Genomic DNA, 20,153 nt, shown 5'->3' on the forward strand with positions numbered 1-20,153 from the left:
GCGCTGCCGCGCATGATGCGGTTACCCGACAATGAACACGATCCGCTTGCGGAGAGAAACGGGCGCACTGTACCCGCAACCCCTCAGGAAGACGAGGACGTCAGGGGAAGCAGCTCTTCCTCGAATTCCAGGCTCTCAAGGACGATCTCAGCATCGCGCCAGTAGGCCTCTGCCATTTCGGCAGGATATTTCAGTAGAACCTGCACCGCCTGACCCGAGGTTTCTCCCAGCAAGATATGGCCGGACTGTCCGCGATCACCGCTGAAGCTGATGACTGTCTGCACCCAGTCATAGGGAAATGCTTCTGATCTTCCCGACTCAATGTCGTTGACTGTCCAGCCCGCCCTCGCAATCAGGCCATTGGGGCCGGTCACCGAGGGTTCCAGATCGTCGGCCGAGTGCGCGGCCGCCGGTAAGAAGACATGAACCTCGGCATCATCCAGGGCATTGCCACGGGGAGCAAAGGTAAAGGAGAACCCGCAGCCCTCACCAATGCAGCCGCCGTCAACCTGCATGGAGTCTGGGTACTGCGCCCTGATCGGATATTGGTAGGCGGTGCCGTCGTAGGATTGCAGAATACGCGAGTGACCGGGGCGGATGGGTTCCGCTTCGGCGGCAGGCTCCTGTTGGCGGGATTGCGGAACAGGCTTCTTGTCCGGTGCCTCCGGGGCACAGGCTGTGGCCGCCACCAAGGTAATGCTCGTCAGTAGCGTCAGAAGACAGGACGGCTTCGTGGCTTTCAATCGGAATCCCTCTGGCTATGAAGTTTCTTGGCCCGGTTTCCGGGGTTTCCGGGGAAGTACACCGATATCCATTCCCGCCGGCGATTGCAGCGCTGCCGCGCATGATGCGATTACCCGCGAATGAACACGATCCGCTTGGGCCATCCCTCACTTTCTCATGATTCCCCGGATCATGCAGCCCGCGCGGACCGCAGAGAAATGGGTGTGCTGTCCCCGTAAACTTCCTGGTGGCGAATCCCGGCCTATGGTTCCCACCGGGGGGCGACCGTCGTTGGTTCCCGCTGCACGGCTTCCCCTGGTCGATCATCTATCGTCTCGTGGCTACGGATATCCGGATCTTGGTCGTTCGGCATCAACACCGTGACCCAGAGCACGGTGACAACCGTCGCCGAGGCCTCCTCCCAGAAAAAAGTGCCGAGCCGCCCCTGGCTGCCGACTTGGGAAGAGATAACTGCCGCTGGTCGGTCCGGCCTTGGCAATCCAGGCAGAGACTGCAATCCGGGTAGGCTCGGTCAGCTCGAAACGAACGGGTTCGCGGGTCTTCTGTTGGACCACGCTGGCGCGGGTCAGCACTTCGCCGCCACGGGCCACGTGGTCTACCCGCAACTGGACCAGGCCACAGCCCCTGAGCTTGCTGTCGATCGCCAGGTTGAGCAGGGCGAGTTCTTGGGCCTTCCCGGCCATCTCGCGTCGGGTGCGTAGGGCCCAGATCTGTCTGAGCTTCAGCGGGGCTTCTGGCCGATGAGCCTTCCCTTGTCCCAGGGGGGCGGATGGTAAGCAACAATCATTTCGCTGTCGTTCATGGTCGGTGTCCTCGTTCGTGGTTGAGGAAACACGAGCATTAACCGATTCGGAGGGACGGTTCGCGACCCTGAACTGCCATTCAGTGGGCCTGGATGAGTGGCTCGAGTCGGACTTGACGCCAACGTTCGGAGCAGGTTCTTGGGGCCGATGTCGAGACCTGTCGGGGCAGGGGCGGGGCTGGGCGAACCATCCCCTGTATCAAGGATTTGGCAGCGGCTCAGAGAATCCTTAATCATTTGAAGATGGAAGCCCCAACCTGCGGACCCTTCCTGTTACCCGAAAGCCGGGCGCCGCCTGGAGCGCTATTCGGCTGACGGCATCGTCCTCATTCAACCCCGGATGCTGTTTCCTGGAGGCACACGGCAGCGTAACGGCTGGCTGCCCGCCTGAAATGGCGCTGGCGATGGGCGGTGACCGAGCGGAGCGCGAGTTTGGGCCAAGAAAGGCGGCTTGTTCCGATCTCACCGGGGAATAAGCGTTGGACATTTCCTGAAAGCAGCGTTTATCCGTCCTATACTTCAGGAATGGAGTGGTGGTCGAAGTGGCTCTGCAGACCCCCTCGCCCGAGTGCATCACGACGCAGACACTCACCCGGTCGTACCAGACGCTACTGATGCCGCATATGGCTCCACGCGCCACCTTCACGATCCTGTGCGTCGTGATTTCCTGCCGCTGACGCCCGCACAGCCTGGCTCACCCATCCTGCGAGCCGGCAACAGCCCGTGACGCCATCGCTTGCCGAGCGCTTGGAGCGCCTCACGGGACTGCTCGCCGAATGGCACCCGGTCTGGACGATTGAGCCCTTCCAGTGCCTGACGCCACCCTGGGCCGCCTTCCCATCAAGGGGCACCGTAGTTCCCTGGTCTGACCCGACAGCGCTCGCCGGCTGGCTCCCTGCCGAACCACTGGGGGAACTCATCGACCTGCCACGAGTGCCCGCTGTCGCGGCACCTCCGCCCGAACGCCTGAGGCTCCATGTCGGCGGACGCAAATGGCGCCAGATCACGGCTTTCGTGTCCCGCGTACACATCGTCCCCGGGCAGTCCATCGTCGAATGGTGCTCGGGCAAGGGGCATCTCGCCCGTGCCCTGGCCGATGGTCGCTACGCGCCCGTAACCGGACTGGAGTCTGATGCCCGACTCTGTAGCGAAGGGCAGGCACTCGCAAAGCGTCAAGGCGTGCACATGCACCTGCAGCAACAGGACGTGCTCGCGCACGACGTGCTGCGCTGGCTGCGTCCGGGGACTCACGTGGTGGCGCTGCACGCCTGTGGCGATCTGCACCTGCGCCTGCTCGAACTGGTAGCGCAGACGGGCTGTGCGCTCTCTCTCGCACCCTGCTGTTACCACCGCACTGTGCATGAGCAGTATCAACCCGTCTCGGAGAGCGGCCGGGAGCTTGCCCGTCGCCACGCACTGGTGCTCACGCGCCAGGATCTCGCACTCGCGGTCCAGGAGACAGTGACCGCACCCTGTCACACGCAGCGGCAGCGCCGCAGAGCGAAGGCCTGGCGGCTGGGCTTCGACCTGCTGCAACGGGAAATTCGCGGCGTGGACGCCTATCTCCCGATACCCCGCCTTCGGTACGGCGATCTGCCCGCCGACTTTCAGGGTTTCTGCCGCTGGGCCGCCAACGAAAAGCAGCTCGTTCTGCCGTCCATCACCGACTGGACGGCGCGCGAGCGAGCCGGCTGGCGACGGCTCGAAGAAGTCGAGCGACTGGAGCAGGTTCGCCACCTGTTCCGTCGGCCACTGGAGGTATGGCTGGCACTCGACCGAGCTCGGCGGCTCGAGGAGGCTGGCATGCGGGTTGACCTCGGGTCCTTCTGCGACCGCGAACTAACCCCGCGCAATCTGCTGCTGCGGGCTTCGCGAGAATGACCGGCAACTCAAGGCGCGACCACCAAGGCCTTGCGGAAGAAGCCGGAGGGACTCAGTCATGGGTACGCGGCACTGTCGTATGAGCCCCAACGCCCATTCTGGCGTCCGGAACCGGGATCACGTGTGGCACCGCGAGACACGGATGCCGCGTCACCACACAATCGACCGCGTACACCTCCCGAATGAGCTCCGGAACCAGGACGGTCCGGGGATCTCCCCCGGTAACAATCTGTCCCCCGGCCATCACGACGATACGGTCGGCAAACTGCGCGGCAAGGTTGAGGTCGTGCAGGATCGCCAGGCCGCCGAGACCGTCACCGACGAGCCGGCGTACCGTTCGCAGCAGCGTGTACTGGTGCGCGAGATCCAGTGCAGCGGTCGGTTCGTCGAGCAGCAGGTAACGCTGTGCGGGAGCGGAATCATCCCGGAGCTGGCAGAGCACGCGAGCGAGCTGCACCCGTTGCCGCTCGCCGCCGGACAGGGTCGGGTAGATCCTGTGGGCAAGGTGCGCGGCATCCGCCTGATGCAGGGCATCCAGCGCCAACTGACGGTCCCGGGAACTGCGTACGTGAGGCATCCGCCCCATCAACGCGACTTCCAGCGCCGACAACGGGAAATCGAGCGAGGTCTCCTGCGGGAGAACAGCACGCCGGCGGGCGAGAAGCCGCGGAGACCAGCGGTCCAGTGGCACCCCGTCCAGTTGCACCGTCCCACTGTCCGGTGGGTACTCCCCGCTCAGGATGCGTATCAGACTGGTCTTCCCCGCACCGTTGGGCCCGACGACGGCAACCAGTTCGCCCGGGCCCAGATGGAAATCCACTCCTGCCAGAAGTTTCTTACCTCCACGGCGGAGGGCGACCCTCAATGCCTCAATCATGAATACATGCCTCGTCTGCGCAGCAAGAGGGCCAGGAAGAACGGCCCGCCGACCAGCGCGGTGATCAGACCGATCGGCAATTCCGCGGGGGCCACGACATTGCGCGCCAGGAGATCAGCCAGCAGCAGCAGGAACGCCCCGAGCAGAGCGCTGCCCGGAAGCAGGTAGCGATGATCCGGACCCATCCACAGGCGCAGGAGGTGCGGGACCACCAGCCCGACGAAGCCGATGATGCCCGAGACCGCGACGGCGGCCCCGACAGCCATCGCGGTCAGCGTCACGACCAGAATCTTGATGTGCTCCACCCGAACCCCGAGATGCTGTGCCACCGACTCACCGAGCAGGAAGGCGTTCATGGCCATGGCCAGAACCGGCAGCGCAAGCATCGGCAGCAGGATCAGGGGCGCGGCCGCGGCCAGATTCGACCAACTCGCACCACCGAGGCTGCCCATGGTCCAGAAGGTCAGGGAACGCAGTTGCTGATCGTCCGCGATGAAGGTCAGCAGCCCGGTTCCGGCGCCCGCGACGGCGTTGATCGCGATACCCGCGAGCAGCAGCGTTGCGACCGGCGTGTATCCGCCCTGCTGGGCCAGGCGGTACACCAGCAGGGTCGCCGCAAGACCGCCGATGAAGGCCGCGATCGGCAAAGTGTAGATCCCGAGCCAGGCGGTCATGCCGTGGAGCCACGTTGCGCCCAGCACGATCACGGTGACGGCACCGAGCGCCGCTCCCGCGGACACGCCGACCAGGCCAGGGTCGGCCAGTGGGTTGCGGAAGAGCCCCTGCAGCGCCGCCCCACTGACCGCCAGTGCGCTGCCGACCAGCATCGCCAGCAGCAACCGGGGCAGGCGCAGGTGCAGGACCACATGCATCTCGAAGTGGTTGAAGCGGGCCGCATCGCCGAGCCCGACGGCACTCGCCAGGATCCCGACGATGCGATCCGGAGGGACCGGAAGGGCCCCCTGTCCCAGCGACAGAACCGCGACCGCGAGCAGACCCGCAGCCAGGGCAAGCAGGGTCCAGCGTGCCCGCCGCGACCGGTCCCCCTGCGTTTCCGGCTCCGCCACCGCTGCGGCGAATACCCGCGCGTTCACGGAATCCGCCCGGGGCGAAGTGCCGGATGGAAGGCAAGGGCCAGCTCCGTCACTGCCTCCCCGGTGCGCGGGCCCATCCCGAGCAGATAGAGCATGTCCAGGACCACCACACGCCCATGACGTGCTGCGGGTGTGGCGTCGAGCCCGGATGCTGCGAGGGCGGCATCCATCCCTCCCAAAGCCTCCACCGACTGTTCGGGCAGCACGACGACCTCCGGTGCGGCGGCCACCACCGCCTCCGGAGATACCGGCTTGTAACCCCGGAAGCCGTGCAGTGCGTTCTGTCCGCCAGCCATCCGGATCATCGCCTCGCCCTGCGTATCCCGACCCGCGGCCAGCGGCGAGCCGCGCCCGTGGGCGAGAAGGAGAATGACCCGGGGCCGCTGATCCTGATGTGCCAGCGCCTGCTCGACCGCCTCGAGGCGCTGATCGACGGCGCCGGCAAGGGCCTGCGCCGCGGCGTCACGGTGCAGGGACTGACCGATGAGATGGATGCGCTCTACAACCTCCTCCCGCGACCGGGCGGAAGGGACGGTGTCCACGGGAAGTCCGGCAGCCCGGATCTGTGTGATGACCGACGCCGGACCGGCCTGCTCATCGGCCAGCAGCAGCGTCGGCTGCAGCGAAAGGATGCCCTCGGCCGAGAGCACCCGCTGGTACCCCACCTGTGGCAGCGAGCGCGCAGCCTCCGGAAAGATGCTGCTGGTATCGACCCCGACGAGGCGCTCGGCCGCACCGAGTGCGAACACCGTCTCCGTCACCGATCCGCCGACGCTGATCACCCGCCCGGATCGCGAAGCGGCCGGGACAGCGACCGGAGCGACACCGAACAGACCGAGCAGGCCACCCAGCAGAACTCGACGCCGGAGGACATTCATGTACGGGCCCGGAATGGCTGCAGGCACTGGATCAACGAGCGCCAACCCACATTCTCCGGCTTCCCCGGCTTGCGGGCCCCGAACACCTGGAGAATCAGTTGCCCGTCCTCGGCATAGAGCTCCAGCGAGTGCACCGGCCCGTCCACCGTGGGCTTTTTGACCATCCAGGCACTGGAGACGGCCGGCTGGCGCAGATGCAGGTTGAACGCCGGATCGAGCACGTTGTACCACTCACCCACTTCGTAGAGGCGCTTGACGGTGCCGGTGTGTATCTGGACGACCCCAGGGCTCCCGACGAAGACCATGATGGGCAGGTCCGCATCGCGCGCGCTCTCGAACACCTGCTGCAGGGAATCCGGCCCGACCTCCCGCGCACGCTCGGAACCAGCCAGACGCATGGCCTGGATACGGGTCACGCCGAACTCCTGCAGCAGATCATGAAAGTCGTGGGTGTCCTGCAACGCATCCCAATGGCGTTGCAAACCAGCTACATCGATGGTCTCCTCTGGTTGCGGCGGTGGCGCTGGAGGCCGGGCAAAGACGTTCAGCACGGGATCCTGATCCGGATCACGAAAGCGTTCCAGCAGGTCCTGGTAGGCCGCACCGTCACTTTGTGCGGTCAGGTACACCTTGTGCACGGCGGTACCGTCGCTGTCGAAGACCTGGAGGCTCTGGCGGCTCCCGTCCGCCCCCTGTTCGGTCACCGCGAACGCGTGGTGCCAGTGTGCAAGGAACAGGCGCAGGTCGATGCCGTCATCCAGTACCAGGCCCATGTTTCCAAAAACCCGGATGTTCCGGTATCGCCCATGGCGCTCATGGACTGCGTGCTCGTTGCGGGTGAGGGCCATGGCCGGCCCCAGGGAGCCAAGCGCGTGAAGCAGTGACTGCCACCGAGGCTTCAGGCGCACGGCGGTCCGGCCACAGCCGCTGGCAACCAACTCGCCCTCGCTGACGCCGAGCTGCCTCGCGCCATCGCGCGCCCTCAATCGGGGGTTGTTCTGGCGCAGGTCATGCCAGGCCTGATGCAGACCATTCGCCTGAGATTCGCTTCGTAACATGTCCATGGTGATCGTCTCCGTGTGGTGATGGCTGGCACGCACCGGCACGCGGACGTGCAGAATTCAAGTCGCGGTTCGCTCCTGGCGCAGCGGTGCGCCCGGTCACTGCAGTGCAGGAACGGCTCGGTAGCGCAGTTGCGGATACCCCGAGATTCCGGCGTCGCTGTAGTAGCCGATGATCTGCAGCACATAACGCGGTGCGGTGTCATCGGCACGGTCGGTGTCGATCAGGTAGACCCGGTAGTTTGGCCAGAGGCGGTTTTGCCCCGCGAGGTTGTACGCATACCAGGGGTGTTCGCTGAACACGCCGCTCGAGCTGTCCGGAACATAGAGCCCGGCCAGGGGAGTTCCGCCCGGATCGATGGTTGCACTGGCATAGGCGGCCAGTTCCGCCCAGTCGAACGGACCGAATGCGGCCCCGCTGCCGTCGCCACTCACGCCGCCGTTGCTCCGCAGGAAGAAGGACCTGCCGAGGAATCCGATCTTCAGATCCCACGCGGTGCCCGAGCAGGCGACCGTCTGGTCGGCGTCGAAATCGAAGCAGACCTCGCCACCCTCCGGCGGAATCGAGCCTTGGAACGCCGCTTGGCCAGTGAACTGGCCGATCCCTGCCGGCTGCACGTCGAATTCGAAGCGGAAATTCTCCACGCCGAGTCCCGAACGCGTAGCGAAGGTGAGTTCCGTCATGCGCATGCGGGCGTAGCTGTTGCCCTCCCCAGACCGCAGCAGCCAGCCGCGGTCCGGGTTCGGAAGCATGGTCCCGTCGGCCAGGTTGAACAGGTACCAACCGCCGTCGGTTGCGCTGGTGCCCCGCAGCACCGTCGTCACGCTGTCCTGGATCCAGTCGCCGGCATCGGGCTCGGCGATCTCGGCCATCAGTGCCGGTCGTTCGCCGTCAGGGTTCGCAGTCGTAAACCGGCTCTCGATCGGCGCGCCGTTGTCGTAGAAGTCACTCTGTGCGCCGACCAGCGCGCCTGCGACGTTGCCGTCTCCCGACGTCCCGCCGTTCAACTTCACGTTGAACCGCCGGAAGGCGATATGCCACTCCGGCCCGGACTCGGACTGCGCGGCAACCTCGGCGACCTGTCCCGTGTTCAGGTTCAGATATACGTACCGGGAGGCGTCCGTGGCGTCGATCTGTAGCGATGTCAGTTCGTCAGTCTGCGGCGGGTTATCCCCGTCGGCAGGCGGATCATCCGATCCACCACCTCCGCAGGCGGTCACCAGAAGCGCAGCAAGCAAGGCTGTGAGTGGTCGGTGGAATGCAACGGACATGATGTCGCTCCTCTGGGTTGATGTCATCGGGACCGGAAGGGGCCGTCCAGGCGCAACCCCAGGTAGATGTAGCGGCCGGTTTTCGGGCTGAAATCCGCGGCGTCACCAGCCGCCGGAACCTCGTCGAACAGGTTGTCCACACCCGCGAGCCAGGTCACGGGGCCCTGACGCCAGGCGCCGCGCAGGTTCACCCGGGTCCATGCCGGGGATTTCTCCGTGTTCTCAATATCGATGAACTCGCTGGACTGGTACTCGGCGTCCGCCGAGAGTTGCAGCCGGTTGCGCTGGTAGATGAATTCGGTCTTGACCTGGTGGGCGGGACGGAGCGGAAGCGTGAGGCCCGTGTCCCGGTTTTCCGTCTGCAGCCACGTGTACCCGATGTCCCAGCGGAAGCTGGGGTGCAGCTGCCAGGCGAGGCCCGTCTCGACACCCCAGGTCCTTGCCCGGGCCAGGTTCTGGTAGTCGAATACCTGCAGACCCTCCCGATCGGAGAGTTCGGCGTTGAACTCGGTGGTGATCAGATCCCGGATGTCGTTGTAGAACAGGTTCACGTCCCCGCGGGGGGCCTGTTCTTCCAGGGGCAGCCACTCCGAGCCGAGCTGCACGCTGACCGAATTTTCTGGTTTCAGGTCCGGATTGCCTACCACCAGATAGCCGAGGCTGCTCTGGTCGAATTCGAAGTAACGTTCCTTCAGGTTGGGCACGCGATAGCCACGCCCCACGCCGGCTCGCAGATTCACGCGTCCGGCATCGGTATCGACCTGTCGTTTGAGGTTCAGACTGGGAGCCAAGAACCCACCGAAGTCGCTGTCGTGCTGATAACGAAGACCGGCAAGAATTTCGGCCCTCTCGCCCAGAAAGATGTTGTCCTGGGCGAACACCTCCTGGTTGCGGTGCCGTGCATCGGGCACGATTTCGTTGCTGCGGACCGGGGCTCCGCCGATCCAGGTGTCCTTGGTCTGATCCAGCCGCTCCTCCCAGACCACTGCGCCAAAGGTGAGCCAATGGCGCGGGTTCCAGTCGTGGTTCCACTGGCCTTCGACACGCTTGGAGACGATCCGGGCGTCGCGGCGGGTCAGCGGATCACCGGCCACGGAACGTTCCATGGTCTGGTTCTCGAAACGTGACCACGAGGCGGCAAGCCGCCAGTCGCCGTTGTTCTCAGTGGTGTGCGCAAGGTCCACGACCAGCGCGGGCTGGCGAACGGTCTCCTCCTTGACGCGACGTCCCTCGAATCCGCCGGGCAGAGCCACGGACAGGCGCTGGGTCTTGTCCTCCTGCATCCAGGTCGGTCGCAGGCCGAGTCGCGTCTGCTGCGTGGGCGTCCAGTCCACCCGCGAGGAGAGGTTGACGTGTTCGATGCCGTGGACGTCCTGAGCGAATCGCTCGGGTTCCAGGGAGAAGCCGTCGTTCCGACGCCAGGCCCCCGTGAACTCAGCGGCATAACGTTCCCCGCCACGGCTCCAGCGGCCCAGGAGGTGAGTCCCGTGAGGCGGATCTCCCTCGCCGCGCTCGTCATAGGCACCCGCCTCCAGCTGCAACCGATACGCCAGCTCATCGGGCCGGCGGGTGATGACGTTGATCACACCGCCCATCGCGGAAGAGCCGTAAAGCGCTGACGTGGCCCCACGAACGACCTCGATTCGTTCGACGTCGGCCACCATGATCTGGGTGAGATCCACCGTGCTTCCGGTGGATGCAATCGCCGGAATTCCGTCGATGAGCACCAGCACCCGGTCGCCATCCAGACCCTGCATCCACACCTCCTGTCCCTGTTTGCCATGGATGGTGCGGAGGTAGACCCCGGGAAGCAGGCGCAGGGCATCAGCCAGGTCGCGCGCCTGGCGCCGGTCGAGGGCGTCACGGTCGATCACCTGGGTGCGGACGGGAACGTCGTCGAGCAGGCGCTCGGTTCGCGTACCGGTCACCACGATCTGGGGGAGTAGGAGGGGCTCCTCACCGCCGTGCGCGGATCCCCGGAACGTCTCGGCCTGCGCGCCCGACGCCAGCATCTCGGCGCTCGCCAGCATGAGGACAACGCTCGACGATCCCAACCGAAGCATGGCATCTCCCCACCGCCAATCGCGGCAACACTGGCGAGGGGGACGTGCAGCTCTTGAGGAAGGCAGCCCGCTCAGCCGTGGATCACGGAAACGTGCTACCTGGCGGGTCCGGCGAAGGCCGGTTCTGGCTGGGTGGCTACAGCGCGTCGGTCACGAACGCCGCTGCGCAGATTGGGCACTGGTGGAACTCGCGTGACCAATAACGCGAATGATAACGCGTCTCACTCAGTTGTCAACTGGCACACGGCTCCGCGGATGAGCGATGGTCCTGCTCCCGGGCCCTGACGACTGTCACGAATAGGAACAATTCACATTGCGATTGTTCGCCTCATCCCTTAACTGAACGAGCCCCACTCATGCCATCGAGACTTGCAGTGGATAGCCGGCAGCATGGCCAGGCGCCCGCTGGGCAACCGGGAGTGGACGGCCCTGCACCGGTCATCCGCCTGCCGGCACACTGCGAGAGGCGATCCCTTCAGTTTGCGGACACGCCGCGAAAGGCGTGGAGCGGGTCCAGGCCCGCATTCTCGACCCAGTTCATGTACGCCTGGTACTGGTCTTCCATCGCCTGGCTCGGGAATCGGCCGCTGGCGGATACATTGGCATCCATGCCCGGTTCCAGGGTGTGCACCGGCCGCGTCGGATCGGCGAGTGCGTGTTCCACGCCCAGCCCGCTCTCGGAGACCCATTCCAGGTAGCGGTTGAATTCGTCTTCCATGGACTGGGTGGGGAAGCGGCCGCTCGTGGAGGCCCCGCCGTTCAGGCAGGGATCAAGGCTCACATCGGTGTCTGGCGCGGCCGACAGGTTCGCGGTTGCGGTCATCGTGCCCGCAATGGCCAGTGCGGCCAGTGCGCTCAGCTTGTTCAGCTTCGTCATCAGGGTTGCTCCTTCCGGGTTCGTTCCGGTTCGGGTTCTGTATGCCCTGTATTAGACAATGCTGATATTTCACAAGTATGTCCGGAATGTAACGAGCGCTGGCCGGTGCACGGGGTCAGAGCAGGTCGCCGAGTATCCCGCGCAGCCTGAGCTTCAGGCGCTCATCTCCCTCGACCGTGATCGTGGACCCGGCGAGCGGGTTGCCGATCATCGTGAATTCCACCGGCACGCGTTCGCCGGAGGACAGGACGACCACCGCATCGCCGGTGCGTCGCCCACTGAACAGCCAGCCATCCATGCCGACGGACTCGACCACCAGTTCCTGCTCCATGTCCTGGTGCAGGATCTCGCCCAGTGCCGTCTTCACGTGCTGCGTGACATACCACTCGCCGCCAACGTAAAAGATGGCGACCAGCAGAACGAGCAGGAAGAGGCCCACCAGCCCTCCACCCCTCGAATGTCTTCCGCGGATGTCCGTCGGATACATGCTGCGACTCCTTTCCATGGGTTTGGATTCCGGGGCCGGCCGGCCCCGGGTGGCGAGGCGGCTGCCCCTGCCCGCGCAGCATAGCCGCTGTGCGGCGGTTATCCCAGGGCGCTGGCGCTGGCGCCGGCGGGGCGGGCGCTCAGTACGGGGTTCCCGGTGTGCCGTTTTCCTCCAGCTCGTCCAGCCTTGCGCGGGCGATCTCCCTTCCCAGCTCGATCACCGGACCGGCACGATGGAATTCGTGAAACATGCAGGCGTTCTTCGGGACGCTGACGACGAGGTCGGGACGGAACACCGCGAGGTGATGCTGAGTGAGCGCGGCCTGCATTGTCTCCAGCGAACGCATCAGGACCTCGGACAGGGCCAGTCTCTCGGCAGCCGGCGTGCCGTTCATGCGCAGCGATTCGACATAGCCGAGCATACGCTTGAGCACACCGGAATGGGCTTCGTCCCCGTCCTCGTTCTGGTCCTTCTCCAGCGCAGTCTTCGGCGCGGGTCCGTTCAAATCGACGACGATGGTCAGATCCGTCAGCGTCCGCAGGGTCGGCGCCACCGGCACCGGATTGAGCAGGCCGCCGTCCACGAGGGCCCGGCCATGGTAGCGATGCGGTGCGAAGATTGCCGGGATCGCGATCGAGGCACGGATGGCGTCGAACAGCGAACCGTCGGTCATCCAGATCTCCTTTCCCCGGCGGATGTCCACCGCGACGGCCGTGTAGCTGATCGGAAGATCCTCGATGTTCCGGTCTCCGACCAGGTCCTCGAGTTTCCGCATCAGTTTGTGGCCGCGGATCATGCCACCGTCGGAAAACGACCAGTCCAGGAGCCCTATTACATCGGCCTGGCTGAGGCCCTGGACCCAGTCGGCGTAGGTCCCGAGCTCCCCGAGCCCGTGAATGCCGCCGACCAGCGCACCCATCGAGCTCCCCGCGATCGCACGGATCTCGTAGCCGCGCGCCTCGAGTTCCCGGATCACGCCGATGTGCGCCAGCCCGCGGGCACCGCCGGAGCCAAGCACGAGCGAGACTGTTCGGGTCCGCTGTTCCTGTTGCCCCGGCATCGGTTCCTCCTGGCTGTTCGTCTGTCGATTGTTCCCCTTCCGGCGTGCCGGGTCCAGTGCCGGCGGCGATCCTCGACACCGCCCGGGCGCGCGGCTGCGGTACCGCCCGGTTGACCTGCCACGGGCCGGAGCCGGATACTCCGGGCCTGAGGACCGGAACCGTTCCGGCCCGGCGATGATCAAGGCCCCAGAGTCGGCCCCAAGGACTGTCCGATGCCGCAGAACCTCCCCGGCTCCCCGCTGCCGGGACCCCTCCCGGAATGGTTTCCCCGAGGCGTTGCGCTGCTGCGCGATCCGGCGCTGAACAAGGGTTCCGCGTTCAGCCAGCGCGAACGCGACATGCTCGGACTGTGCGGTCTGCTGCCGCCGCACGTGTCGACGCAGGAAGAGCAGGTCGAGCGAGTGCTCGGGAATTTCCGGCGCATCGATTCGCCGCTCGAGCGCTACATCATGCTGCAGGCGCTGCAGGACAGGAACGAGGCGCTGTTCTATCGCGTGATCATGGAAAACCCCGACGAGACGATGCCGGTGATCTATACGCCGACCGTCGGGCTCGCCTGCCAGCAGTACGGGCATATCTACCGGAGCCCGCGCGGGCTGTACGTGTCGGCGGCGGATCGCGGCAAGGTCTCTTCGGTGCTGCGCAATTGGCCGTACCGCGATGCCCGCATCATCGTCGTGACCGACGGGGAACGCATCCTCGGTCTGGGCGATCTGGGTGCGAGCGGCATGGGCATTCCCATCGGCAAGCTGGCGCTCTACACCTCCTGCGCAGGCGTGCATCCGCGGCGCTGCCTGCCGGTAATGTTCGATGTGGGCACCAACAACGAATCCCTGCTCGAGGACCCCCTCTACCTCGGCCTGCGCCAGCGGCGCGTGACCGGTGCCGAGTACGACGAACTGATGGCGGAGTTCCTGGAGGCGACCCAGGAGGTCTTCCCGGGCATCGCAGTGCAGTTCGAGGATTTCGCGAACCACAACGCCTTCCGTCTGCTGCAGGAGTATCGTGACCGGATACCCTGTTTCAACGATGACATCCAGGGCACTGCCGCGGTGACGGTGTCCGGCGTGCTGTCCGCGCTGCGCGCCTCGGGCGGGGCGCTGAGCGATCAGACCTTCCTGTTCCTGGGGGCGGGTGAGGCGGCCAGGGGCATTGCCGATCTCCTGACCACCGCAATGATGGATGCGGGCATGGACGAGCTCTCGGCCCGACAGCGCTGCTGGATGGTCGACTCCAGGGGTCTGGTGGTGCGCAGCCGGATCGCGCTGGCGGAGCACAAGCGCCCCTACGCTCACGAGCACCCGCCGGTGGAAAGCTTCACCGAGGCGGTCGAGATCCTGCGTCCGACCGCGATCATCGGTGTCGGTGCCGTTGCGAACGCCTTCACCCGCGAGGTCATCGAGACGATGACGCGCCTGAACGAGCGGCCGATCGTCTTTGCGCTCTCGAACCCGACCTCGAAGTCCGAGTGCACCGCGGAAGAGGCCTATGCCTGGTCCGACGGCAAGGCGCTGTTCGCCTCTGGCAGTCCCTTCGATCCGGTGGAGATCGAGGGGCGCCGGTTCGTGCCGCGGCAAGGCAACAATTCCTACGTCTTTCCGGGTGTCGGTCTCGGCGCGGTGACGGTGCAGGCCTCGAGGATCACCGACAGCATGTTCATGGCCGCGGCACGTGCCCTGGCGGACAGCGTGGATGCGGCCGACCTCGAGCAGGGCTCCCTGTATCCCTCCCTGCATCGGGTCCGCGAGGTGTCGCTGCAGATTGCGGTTGCGGTCGCCCGCATCGCCTTTGCCGAGGATCTGGCGGGGATCCCGGAGCCGGCGGATCTCGAGGCGATGATGCGCGAGCAGATGTACGATCCTGCATACGTCAGCTACGTGGGCTGAGTCTGACCCCTCTGCGGGCGGTCTCCTCCCGGCCTCGGCACGGCCGGAGGCCGCAGGCTTGCGGGGCCGGGAGGGGCTCCCTAAAATGCAGCCCCCTCCATGGAACCGCGGCAGAACCAAACGTGCGTTTCATGTTCTCATGGCTGTATCGATACTTGGAGTCCCTAGATGCCCTGGAACGAACCGGGAAACAATCAACGCGATCCGTGGAGCGGCGGTGGCGGTGGCAGTGGCGGTGGTGGCCAGCGTCCGCCAGACCTTGAGGAAATGATGCGCAAGGTCTCGCAGCAGCTGAACAGCCTGTTCGGCGGCAAGGGCGGCGGCGGCGACTCCGATGGTGGCGGCGGTTCCGGTATGGGGCGCAACTCCAAGGCCGTGGTGAGCCTTGCGCTCATCATCGCGCTGGTCGTGTGGCTGGCCTCCGGTTTCTACATCGTTGGCGAGGGCGACCGGGGCGTGGTGCTTCGGTTCGGCGCGTTTCAGAAGATCTCGGAACCCGGCCCTCACTGGCATCTGCCGTATCCGATCGAGCGGGTCGAGATCGAGAACGTCGATGCCATCCGGACCCTCGAGCACCGCGCGCTGATGCTCACCGCCGACGAGAACATCATCGACGTGGACATCGCGGTGCAGTACCGCGTGCTCGACGTGGTGGACTTCTTGTTCAACGTACGCCGACCGGACCGCACGGTGCAGTTTTCGATGGAGTCGGCCATCCGCGAGCGGATCGGCAAGAGCAATCTCGATTACATCCTCGGTGAGGGCCGCGGCGAGATCGCGGTCACGGCGCGGCAGACCCTGCAGAACGCGCTGGATTCCTACGGTGCGGGTGTGATGGTCACGGCGATGTCGATGCAGCAGGCGCAGCCGCCGGAGCCGGTGCAGGAGGCCTTCGCCGACGCGATCCGGGCGCGTGAGGACGAGGCCCGTTTCCGCAACGAGGCCGAGGCCTATGCGAACGGCCTGATTCCGCGGGCACGTGGCCAGGCGGCCCGGATCATCGAGGAGGCCGAGGCGTACCAGGAGCAGGTGATCGCCCGGGCCGATGGTGACGCGGCCCGCTTCACCCAGCTGCTAGCGGAATACCAGGTGGCACCGGAGGTCACCCGCGAGCGTCTCTATATCGAGGCCGTTGAGGAGATCTTCAGTGCCTCCAACACGGTGATGCTCGACGTGGCATCGAGCAACAACCTGATGATGCTGCCGCTCGATCAGCTGTTCGATGCCGTTCCGCGGGCCGAGGGCGGCACCGGCCCGATGCCGCAACCGCTGGACGCCAGCCGCAGCGCGTTCGGCGTCAGCACCCCGAGTCAGGCCCCAAATCGCACGGGCGCGCGGCCTGACCCGCGTGCGCGGGAGGTGCGCTAATGCTTCGTATAGCTGGTATCGGCGTCATCGTCGCCGCGATCGTGATTGCCCTGTCCACCTACACGGTCGACGAGCGGGAACGCGTGATCCTGTTCTCGCTGGGCGAGGTGCGCAAGGTCGACCTGGAGCCGGGGCTCCATCTCAAGTTTCCGCTGATCAACAACGTGCGCTTCTACGACGCGCGCATCATGACCCTGAACATTCCGCCGGATCGCTTCCTGACCAGCGAGGCCAAGAACGTGATCGTCGACTTCTACGCCAAGTGGCGCATCGAAGACGTCGGGCAGTTCTTCCGTGCAACGGGCGGCGACGAGCGCGTCACCGAGGACCGTCTCGCGCAGATCCTGCGCGACGGCATGCGTAACGAGTTTGCCCGCTATGAGCTGACGGAGGTCGTGTCGGGTGAACGCGACATCATCATGGGCGCGGTCCGAGACGAGGCGCTCGAGACCGCAAGTGCCCTGGGCGTGGACCTCGTCGACGTTCGCATTCGCCGCATCGACCTGCCGGACGAGGTCTCCGAGTCGGTGTACGCACGCATGAGCGCGGAGCGTCAGCGGGTCGCCCAGGACTTCCGGGCCCGCGGGCAGGAAACGGCCGAGCGCATCCGCTCGCGCGCGGATCGCGACCGTACGGTGATCCTCGCAAACGCCTATCGCGATTCGGAGGAGATCCGCGGTTCCGGCGACGCACAGGCCACCGAGATCCTGGGTACGGCCTTCGGTGCGGACCAGGATTTCTTCACCTTCTACCGGAGCCTGCTTGCCTACCGCAGTTCCATCACGGGCGAGGGCAGCACCTTCGTGATCGATCCGAGTTCCGACTTCTTCCGCTATTTCAAGGACCCGGCCGGAAGAGGGCAGGCGAACGGCAGTCCCTGACGGCGGACTGATCCATGGGGTCGGACCTGGCAGCAGCGCTCGCGCTGCTGCTTGTCTTTGAGGGGCTGCTGCCGTTCCTGGTGCCGCACCGCTACCGGCAATACCTGCTGGAGGTCGCCCGCCTGCCGGATGGAGCCCTGAGGCTGTTCGGGCTGATTTCGCTGCTGCTCGGGCTGGCGCTGCTCGGCTGGGTTCGGGGCGGAGCGTGATGGACCGTTGATACAGGAAAGACGATGACGGACGTGAACCGGTGGCTGTTGCCCGATGGCCTGGAGGAGGCGCTGCCCCGGGCCGCGCGGCGCATGGAAACGTTGCGCCGCGCCGTCCTGGACCAGTTCGACGTCTGGGGTTACGACCTGGTGATGCCGCCGCTCGCGGAATATCTGGAATCCCTGCTGACGGGGGTCGGCGGCGAACTGGACCTGCAGACCTTCAAGCTGACCGACCAGATGACCGGAAGGCTGATGGGGGTGCGCGCCGACCTGACGCCCCAGGTGGCACGCATCGATGCCCACCGGCTGCGCGACTCCGGTCCGTCGCGCCTGTGTTACGTCGGAACGGTCCTCCGCACCCGGCCGGACGAGTGGTCGGGATCGCGGAGCCCGCTCCAGGCCGGCGCCGAGCTCTTCGGTCATGACGGGCTGGACAGCGACGTGGAGATCCTCCGCCTGATGCTGGCGACGCTGGAACGCTGCGGGGTGCGCGATGCCAGCATCGATCTGGGGCATGTGGACATCTACCGCTCGCTGGCGCGTGTGGCCGGGCTCGATCCGGTCCGCGAGCGGACCTTCTTCGACCTGCTGCAACGCAAGGCCATCCCCGAGATCGAGGAGACGCTGAACGCTTGGCAGCTCGATGCCGAGATCGGCCGGCAGTTGCGGGCGCTGGTGGAACTGAACGGCGGCGCCGAGGTGCTGGCGGAGGCCCGTGCCGTACTGGCCGCGGCCCCGGTGCAGGTCTCCGCGGCCATCGCCCATCTGGAGACGGTGATCGCGCGCCTGCAGGAGAGCCATCCCGATCTGGACGTGCACGTGGATCTCGGGGAGCTCCGGGGGTATTCCTACCACACCGGTCTGGTCTTCGCGGCCTTCGTGCCGGGATCGGGTCAGGAAATCGCGCGGGGCGGCCGCTACAATGATATCGGTCGGGTGTTTGGTCGGGCACGGGCGGCGACCGGTTTCAGCACCGATCTGCGGCAACTGCTGCGGCTGGTGCCGGAAGAGGGAGAGGCGCCGCGTGACTGTGTGATCGCGCCCGCGGAGGGGGATTCTGGTCTCGATGCGGCAATCGCGGACCTGCGCGCCCGTGGCGTGCGGGTACGGCGCCTGCTCGCAGGCGAGTCCCCGGATGCAGTGAAAACGGGACGGCGGCTGCAGAGGCGCGGTCGGGAATGGGTTGTCGAGGAGCTGTAGGCATGGGTCGATTCGTAGTGATTCTGGGCAGTCAGTGGGGCGACGAGGGCAAGGGGAAGGTCGTCGATCTGCTGACCGGAAATGCCGCCGCGGTGGTGCGTTTCCAGGGCGGTCACAACGCCGGCCACACGCTGGTGATCGGCGGCGAGAAGACCGTGCTGCACCTGATTCCCTCCGGCATCCTGCGCACCGGGGTCGAATGTCTGGTCGGCAACGGAGTCGTGCTGTCGCCACAGGCACTGCTGAAGGAAATGGACATGCTCGAGACCCGCGGTGTGCCCGTGGCGGAGCGCCTGCGCCTGTCCGAGTCCTGCCAGCTGATCCTGCCGCACCACGTTGCCCTGGACCATGCCCGGGAGAAGGCGCGAGGCGCGTCGGCCATCGGCACGACCGGGCGGGGCATCGGGCCGGCCTACGAGGACAAGGTCGCGCGCCGCGGTCTGCGCCTCAGTGACCTCTTCCACCGCGAGCGCTTTGCGGCACAACTCGGCGAGGTACTCGACTACCACAACTACTGCCTGAAGAATTACTTCCAGGCCGAGACGGTCGACTTCCAGCAGGTGCTGGACGAAAGCATGGAACAGGCCGAGCGGCTGCGTCCCCTGGTCACGGACGTCGCGGGCCGGTTGCACGAACTGCGGGCGGCGGGGGCGGACGTAATGTTCGAGGGTGCTCAGGGCACGCTGCTCGATATCGACCACGGCACCTATCCCTTCGTGACCTCCTCGAACACGACGGCCGGCGGTGCGGCCACCGGTTCGGGCATCGGTCCGCGGGATCTGGACTACATTCTCGGGATCACGAAGGCCTACACGACCCGCGTCGGGGCCGGACCCTTCCCGACCGAGCTGTTCGACAGCATGGGCGAGCACCTGGCGCGGCGGGGCAACGAATTCGGCTCCACTACCGGGCGGCCGCGCCGCTGCGGCTGGTTCGATGCGGTGGCGCTGCGGCGAGCGGGAGCGATCAACAGCATCAGTGGCCTGTGCATTACCAAGCTCGATGTGCTGGACGGGCTGGATACGTTGCAGATCTGCGTCGGCTACCGCTGCGACGAGCGGGAGGTGGAGATTCCGCCCGCCGGAGCCGAGGCGTACTCGGCCTGCGAGCCAATCTACGAGGAATTGCCGGGCTGGCAGGAATCGACGCTGGGTATCCGGCACTACGACCAGCTGCCCGCCAACGCCCAGCGCTACCTGGAACGGCTGAGCGGCGCGGTTGGCCTGCCGATCGACATGATCTCCACGGGTCCGGATCGCGACGAGACGATCGTGCTGCGTGACCCGTTCGGCGGCTGATCTTCGCCGGTGGCCTGGCTGGCGGGAGAGAATGGTTGGGGGAGAAACGGATGGTGCCGAGGAGAGGACTTGAACCTCCACGAGCTTACGCTCACTAGCACCTGAAGCTAGCGCGTCTACCAATTCCGCCACCTCGGCACGAGGATGGACCTTGCGGCCCTGCGCTTCAGGAGCGCGCAAATATAGAGATCTCCAGGCGACGTGTCAATTT

17 protein-coding genes and 1 tRNA gene are annotated in these 20,153 nt (G+C 65.9%); 7 read left to right on the plus strand and 11 right to left on the minus strand.

Annotated features, from left to right (window positions below; all coding sequences use genetic code 11):
- Positions 1-83: 83 nt before the first annotated feature.
- A complete protein-coding gene (locus ACESMN_RS05430) occupies positions 84-743 on the minus strand; it encodes a hypothetical protein (RefSeq protein ID WP_373052582.1) in 660 nt (219 codons plus the stop codon).
- 1,736 nt (positions 744-2,479) lie between these two features.
- Between ACESMN_RS05430 and ACESMN_RS05435 the strand changes: the two genes are divergently transcribed.
- Positions 2,480-3,427: a methyltransferase gene (locus ACESMN_RS05435; RefSeq protein ID WP_373052621.1), complete on the plus strand. Its 948-nt coding sequence runs from the start codon at positions 2,480-2,482 to the stop codon at positions 3,425-3,427.
- Positions 3,428-3,479: 52 nt separating this feature from the next.
- Here ACESMN_RS05435 and ACESMN_RS05440 read toward each other — a convergent pair whose 3' ends face one another.
- The 9 genes from ACESMN_RS05440 to ACESMN_RS05480 all read right to left on the minus strand — a co-directional run bounded on the left by ACESMN_RS05440 (position 3,480) and on the right by ACESMN_RS05480 (position 13,096).
- Positions 3,480-4,247 carry a heme ABC transporter ATP-binding protein gene (locus ACESMN_RS05440; protein ID WP_373052583.1) on the minus strand — a complete coding sequence of 256 codons (768 nt, stop codon included), beginning with the start codon at positions 4,245-4,247 and terminating at the stop codon, positions 3,480-3,482.
- 53 nt (positions 4,248-4,300) lie between these two features.
- Positions 4,301-5,398 (minus strand): FecCD family ABC transporter permease, encoded by a 1,098-nt coding sequence (locus ACESMN_RS05445; protein ID WP_373052584.1) that lies wholly within the window; start codon positions 5,396-5,398, stop codon positions 4,301-4,303.
- Positions 5,395-6,276, minus strand: coding sequence for a hemin ABC transporter substrate-binding protein (locus tag ACESMN_RS05450; protein WP_373052585.1), 882 nt, complete (start codon positions 6,274-6,276; stop codon positions 5,395-5,397). The genes ACESMN_RS05445 and ACESMN_RS05450 overlap by 4 nt, the downstream gene beginning before the upstream one ends.
- A complete protein-coding gene (locus ACESMN_RS05455) occupies positions 6,273-7,340 on the minus strand; it encodes a hemin-degrading factor (protein WP_373052586.1) in 1,068 nt (355 codons plus the stop codon). Before ACESMN_RS05455 ends, ACESMN_RS05450 begins: the two co-directional genes overlap by 4 nt.
- Before the next feature lie 96 nt (positions 7,341-7,436).
- Positions 7,437-8,609: an HmuY family protein gene (locus ACESMN_RS05460; RefSeq protein ID WP_373052587.1), complete on the minus strand. Its 1,173-nt coding sequence runs from the start codon at positions 8,607-8,609 to the stop codon at positions 7,437-7,439.
- Between the two features lie 23 nt (positions 8,610-8,632).
- Complete coding sequence (locus ACESMN_RS05465) at positions 8,633-10,639, minus strand: TonB-dependent receptor plug domain-containing protein (RefSeq protein WP_373052588.1); 2,007 nt, start codon at positions 10,637-10,639, stop codon at positions 8,633-8,635.
- A gap of 508 nt (positions 10,640-11,147) precedes the next feature.
- Complete coding sequence (locus tag ACESMN_RS05470) at positions 11,148-11,549, minus strand: hypothetical protein (RefSeq protein WP_373052589.1); 402 nt, start codon at positions 11,547-11,549, stop codon at positions 11,148-11,150.
- Positions 11,550-11,664: 115 nt separating this feature from the next.
- On the minus strand, positions 11,665-12,036 hold the full coding sequence (locus ACESMN_RS05475; RefSeq protein WP_373052590.1) for a hypothetical protein: 372 nt from the start codon (positions 12,034-12,036) through the stop codon (positions 11,665-11,667).
- A 139-nt stretch (positions 12,037-12,175) separates the two neighbouring features.
- On the minus strand, positions 12,176-13,096 hold the full coding sequence (locus ACESMN_RS05480) for a patatin-like phospholipase family protein (protein WP_373052591.1): 921 nt from the start codon (positions 13,094-13,096) through the stop codon (positions 12,176-12,178).
- A 213-nt stretch (positions 13,097-13,309) separates the two neighbouring features.
- Between ACESMN_RS05480 and ACESMN_RS05485 the strand changes: the two genes are divergently transcribed.
- The 6 genes from ACESMN_RS05485 (at position 13,310) to ACESMN_RS05510 (ending at position 19,942) form a co-directional block, all read left to right on the plus strand.
- The gene (locus ACESMN_RS05485) at positions 13,310-14,983 is read left to right on the plus strand and encodes an NAD-dependent malic enzyme (protein ID WP_373052592.1); all 1,674 of its coding nucleotides are present in this window, start codon (positions 13,310-13,312) and stop codon (positions 14,981-14,983) included.
- Between the two features lie 168 nt (positions 14,984-15,151).
- A complete protein-coding gene (gene hflK / locus ACESMN_RS05490) occupies positions 15,152-16,351 on the plus strand; it encodes an FtsH protease activity modulator HflK (protein ID WP_373052593.1) in 1,200 nt (399 codons plus the stop codon).
- Positions 16,351-17,232: a protease modulator HflC gene (hflC, locus tag ACESMN_RS05495; protein ID WP_373052594.1), complete on the plus strand. Its 882-nt coding sequence runs from the start codon at positions 16,351-16,353 to the stop codon at positions 17,230-17,232. The genes hflK and hflC overlap by 1 nt, the downstream gene beginning before the upstream one ends.
- A 14-nt stretch (positions 17,233-17,246) precedes the next feature.
- The gene (locus tag ACESMN_RS05500; protein WP_373052595.1) at positions 17,247-17,441 is read left to right on the plus strand and encodes a DUF2065 family protein; all 195 of its coding nucleotides are present in this window, start codon (positions 17,247-17,249) and stop codon (positions 17,439-17,441) included.
- A 24-nt stretch (positions 17,442-17,465) separates the two neighbouring features.
- Positions 17,466-18,644, plus strand: coding sequence for an ATP phosphoribosyltransferase regulatory subunit (locus tag ACESMN_RS05505; RefSeq protein ID WP_373052596.1), 1,179 nt, complete (start codon positions 17,466-17,468; stop codon positions 18,642-18,644).
- A gap of 2 nt (positions 18,645-18,646) precedes the next feature.
- Positions 18,647-19,942: an adenylosuccinate synthase gene (locus ACESMN_RS05510; protein WP_373052597.1), complete on the plus strand. Its 1,296-nt coding sequence runs from the start codon at positions 18,647-18,649 to the stop codon at positions 19,940-19,942.
- 51 nt (positions 19,943-19,993) lie between these two features.
- Here the strand turns inward: ACESMN_RS05510 and ACESMN_RS05515 are convergent.
- Positions 19,994-20,080 (minus strand) — tRNA-Leu (locus ACESMN_RS05515).
- Between the last annotated feature and the right edge of the window lie 73 nt (positions 20,081-20,153).

The organism is Thioalkalivibrio sp., from assembly GCF_041690275.1.
Classification (GTDB): Bacteria; Pseudomonadota; Gammaproteobacteria; order Ectothiorhodospirales; family Ectothiorhodospiraceae; genus Thioalkalivibrio.

Coding starts and splice junctions, on each gene's coding strand:
- hflC (WP_373052594.1), top strand. CDS start 16,351: ATGCTTCGTATAGCTGGTATCGGCGTCATCGTCGCCGCGATCGTGATT.
- ACESMN_RS05480 (WP_373052591.1), bottom strand. CDS start 13,096: ATGCCGGGGCAACAGGAACAGCGGACCCGAACAGTCTCGCTCGTGCTT.
- ACESMN_RS05510 (WP_373052597.1), top strand. CDS start 18,647: ATGGGTCGATTCGTAGTGATTCTGGGCAGTCAGTGGGGCGACGAGGGC.
- ACESMN_RS05465 (WP_373052588.1), bottom strand. CDS start 10,639: ATGCTGGCGAGCGCCGAGATGCTGGCGTCGGGCGCGCAGGCCGAGACG.
- ACESMN_RS05455 (WP_373052586.1), bottom strand. CDS start 7,340: ATGGACATGTTACGAAGCGAATCTCAGGCGAATGGTCTGCATCAGGCC.
- ACESMN_RS05470 (WP_373052589.1), bottom strand. CDS start 11,549: ATGACGAAGCTGAACAAGCTGAGCGCACTGGCCGCACTGGCCATTGCG.
- ACESMN_RS05485 (WP_373052592.1), top strand. CDS start 13,310: ATGCCGCAGAACCTCCCCGGCTCCCCGCTGCCGGGACCCCTCCCGGAA.
- ACESMN_RS05460 (WP_373052587.1), bottom strand. CDS start 8,609: ATGTCCGTTGCATTCCACCGACCACTCACAGCCTTGCTTGCTGCGCTT.
- ACESMN_RS05505 (WP_373052596.1), top strand. CDS start 17,466: ATGACGGACGTGAACCGGTGGCTGTTGCCCGATGGCCTGGAGGAGGCG.
- ACESMN_RS05450 (WP_373052585.1), bottom strand. CDS start 6,276: ATGAATGTCCTCCGGCGTCGAGTTCTGCTGGGTGGCCTGCTCGGTCTG.
- hflK (WP_373052593.1), top strand. CDS start 15,152: ATGCCCTGGAACGAACCGGGAAACAATCAACGCGATCCGTGGAGCGGC.
- ACESMN_RS05500 (WP_373052595.1), top strand. CDS start 17,247: ATGGGGTCGGACCTGGCAGCAGCGCTCGCGCTGCTGCTTGTCTTTGAG.
- ACESMN_RS05475 (WP_373052590.1), bottom strand. CDS start 12,036: ATGTATCCGACGGACATCCGCGGAAGACATTCGAGGGGTGGAGGGCTG.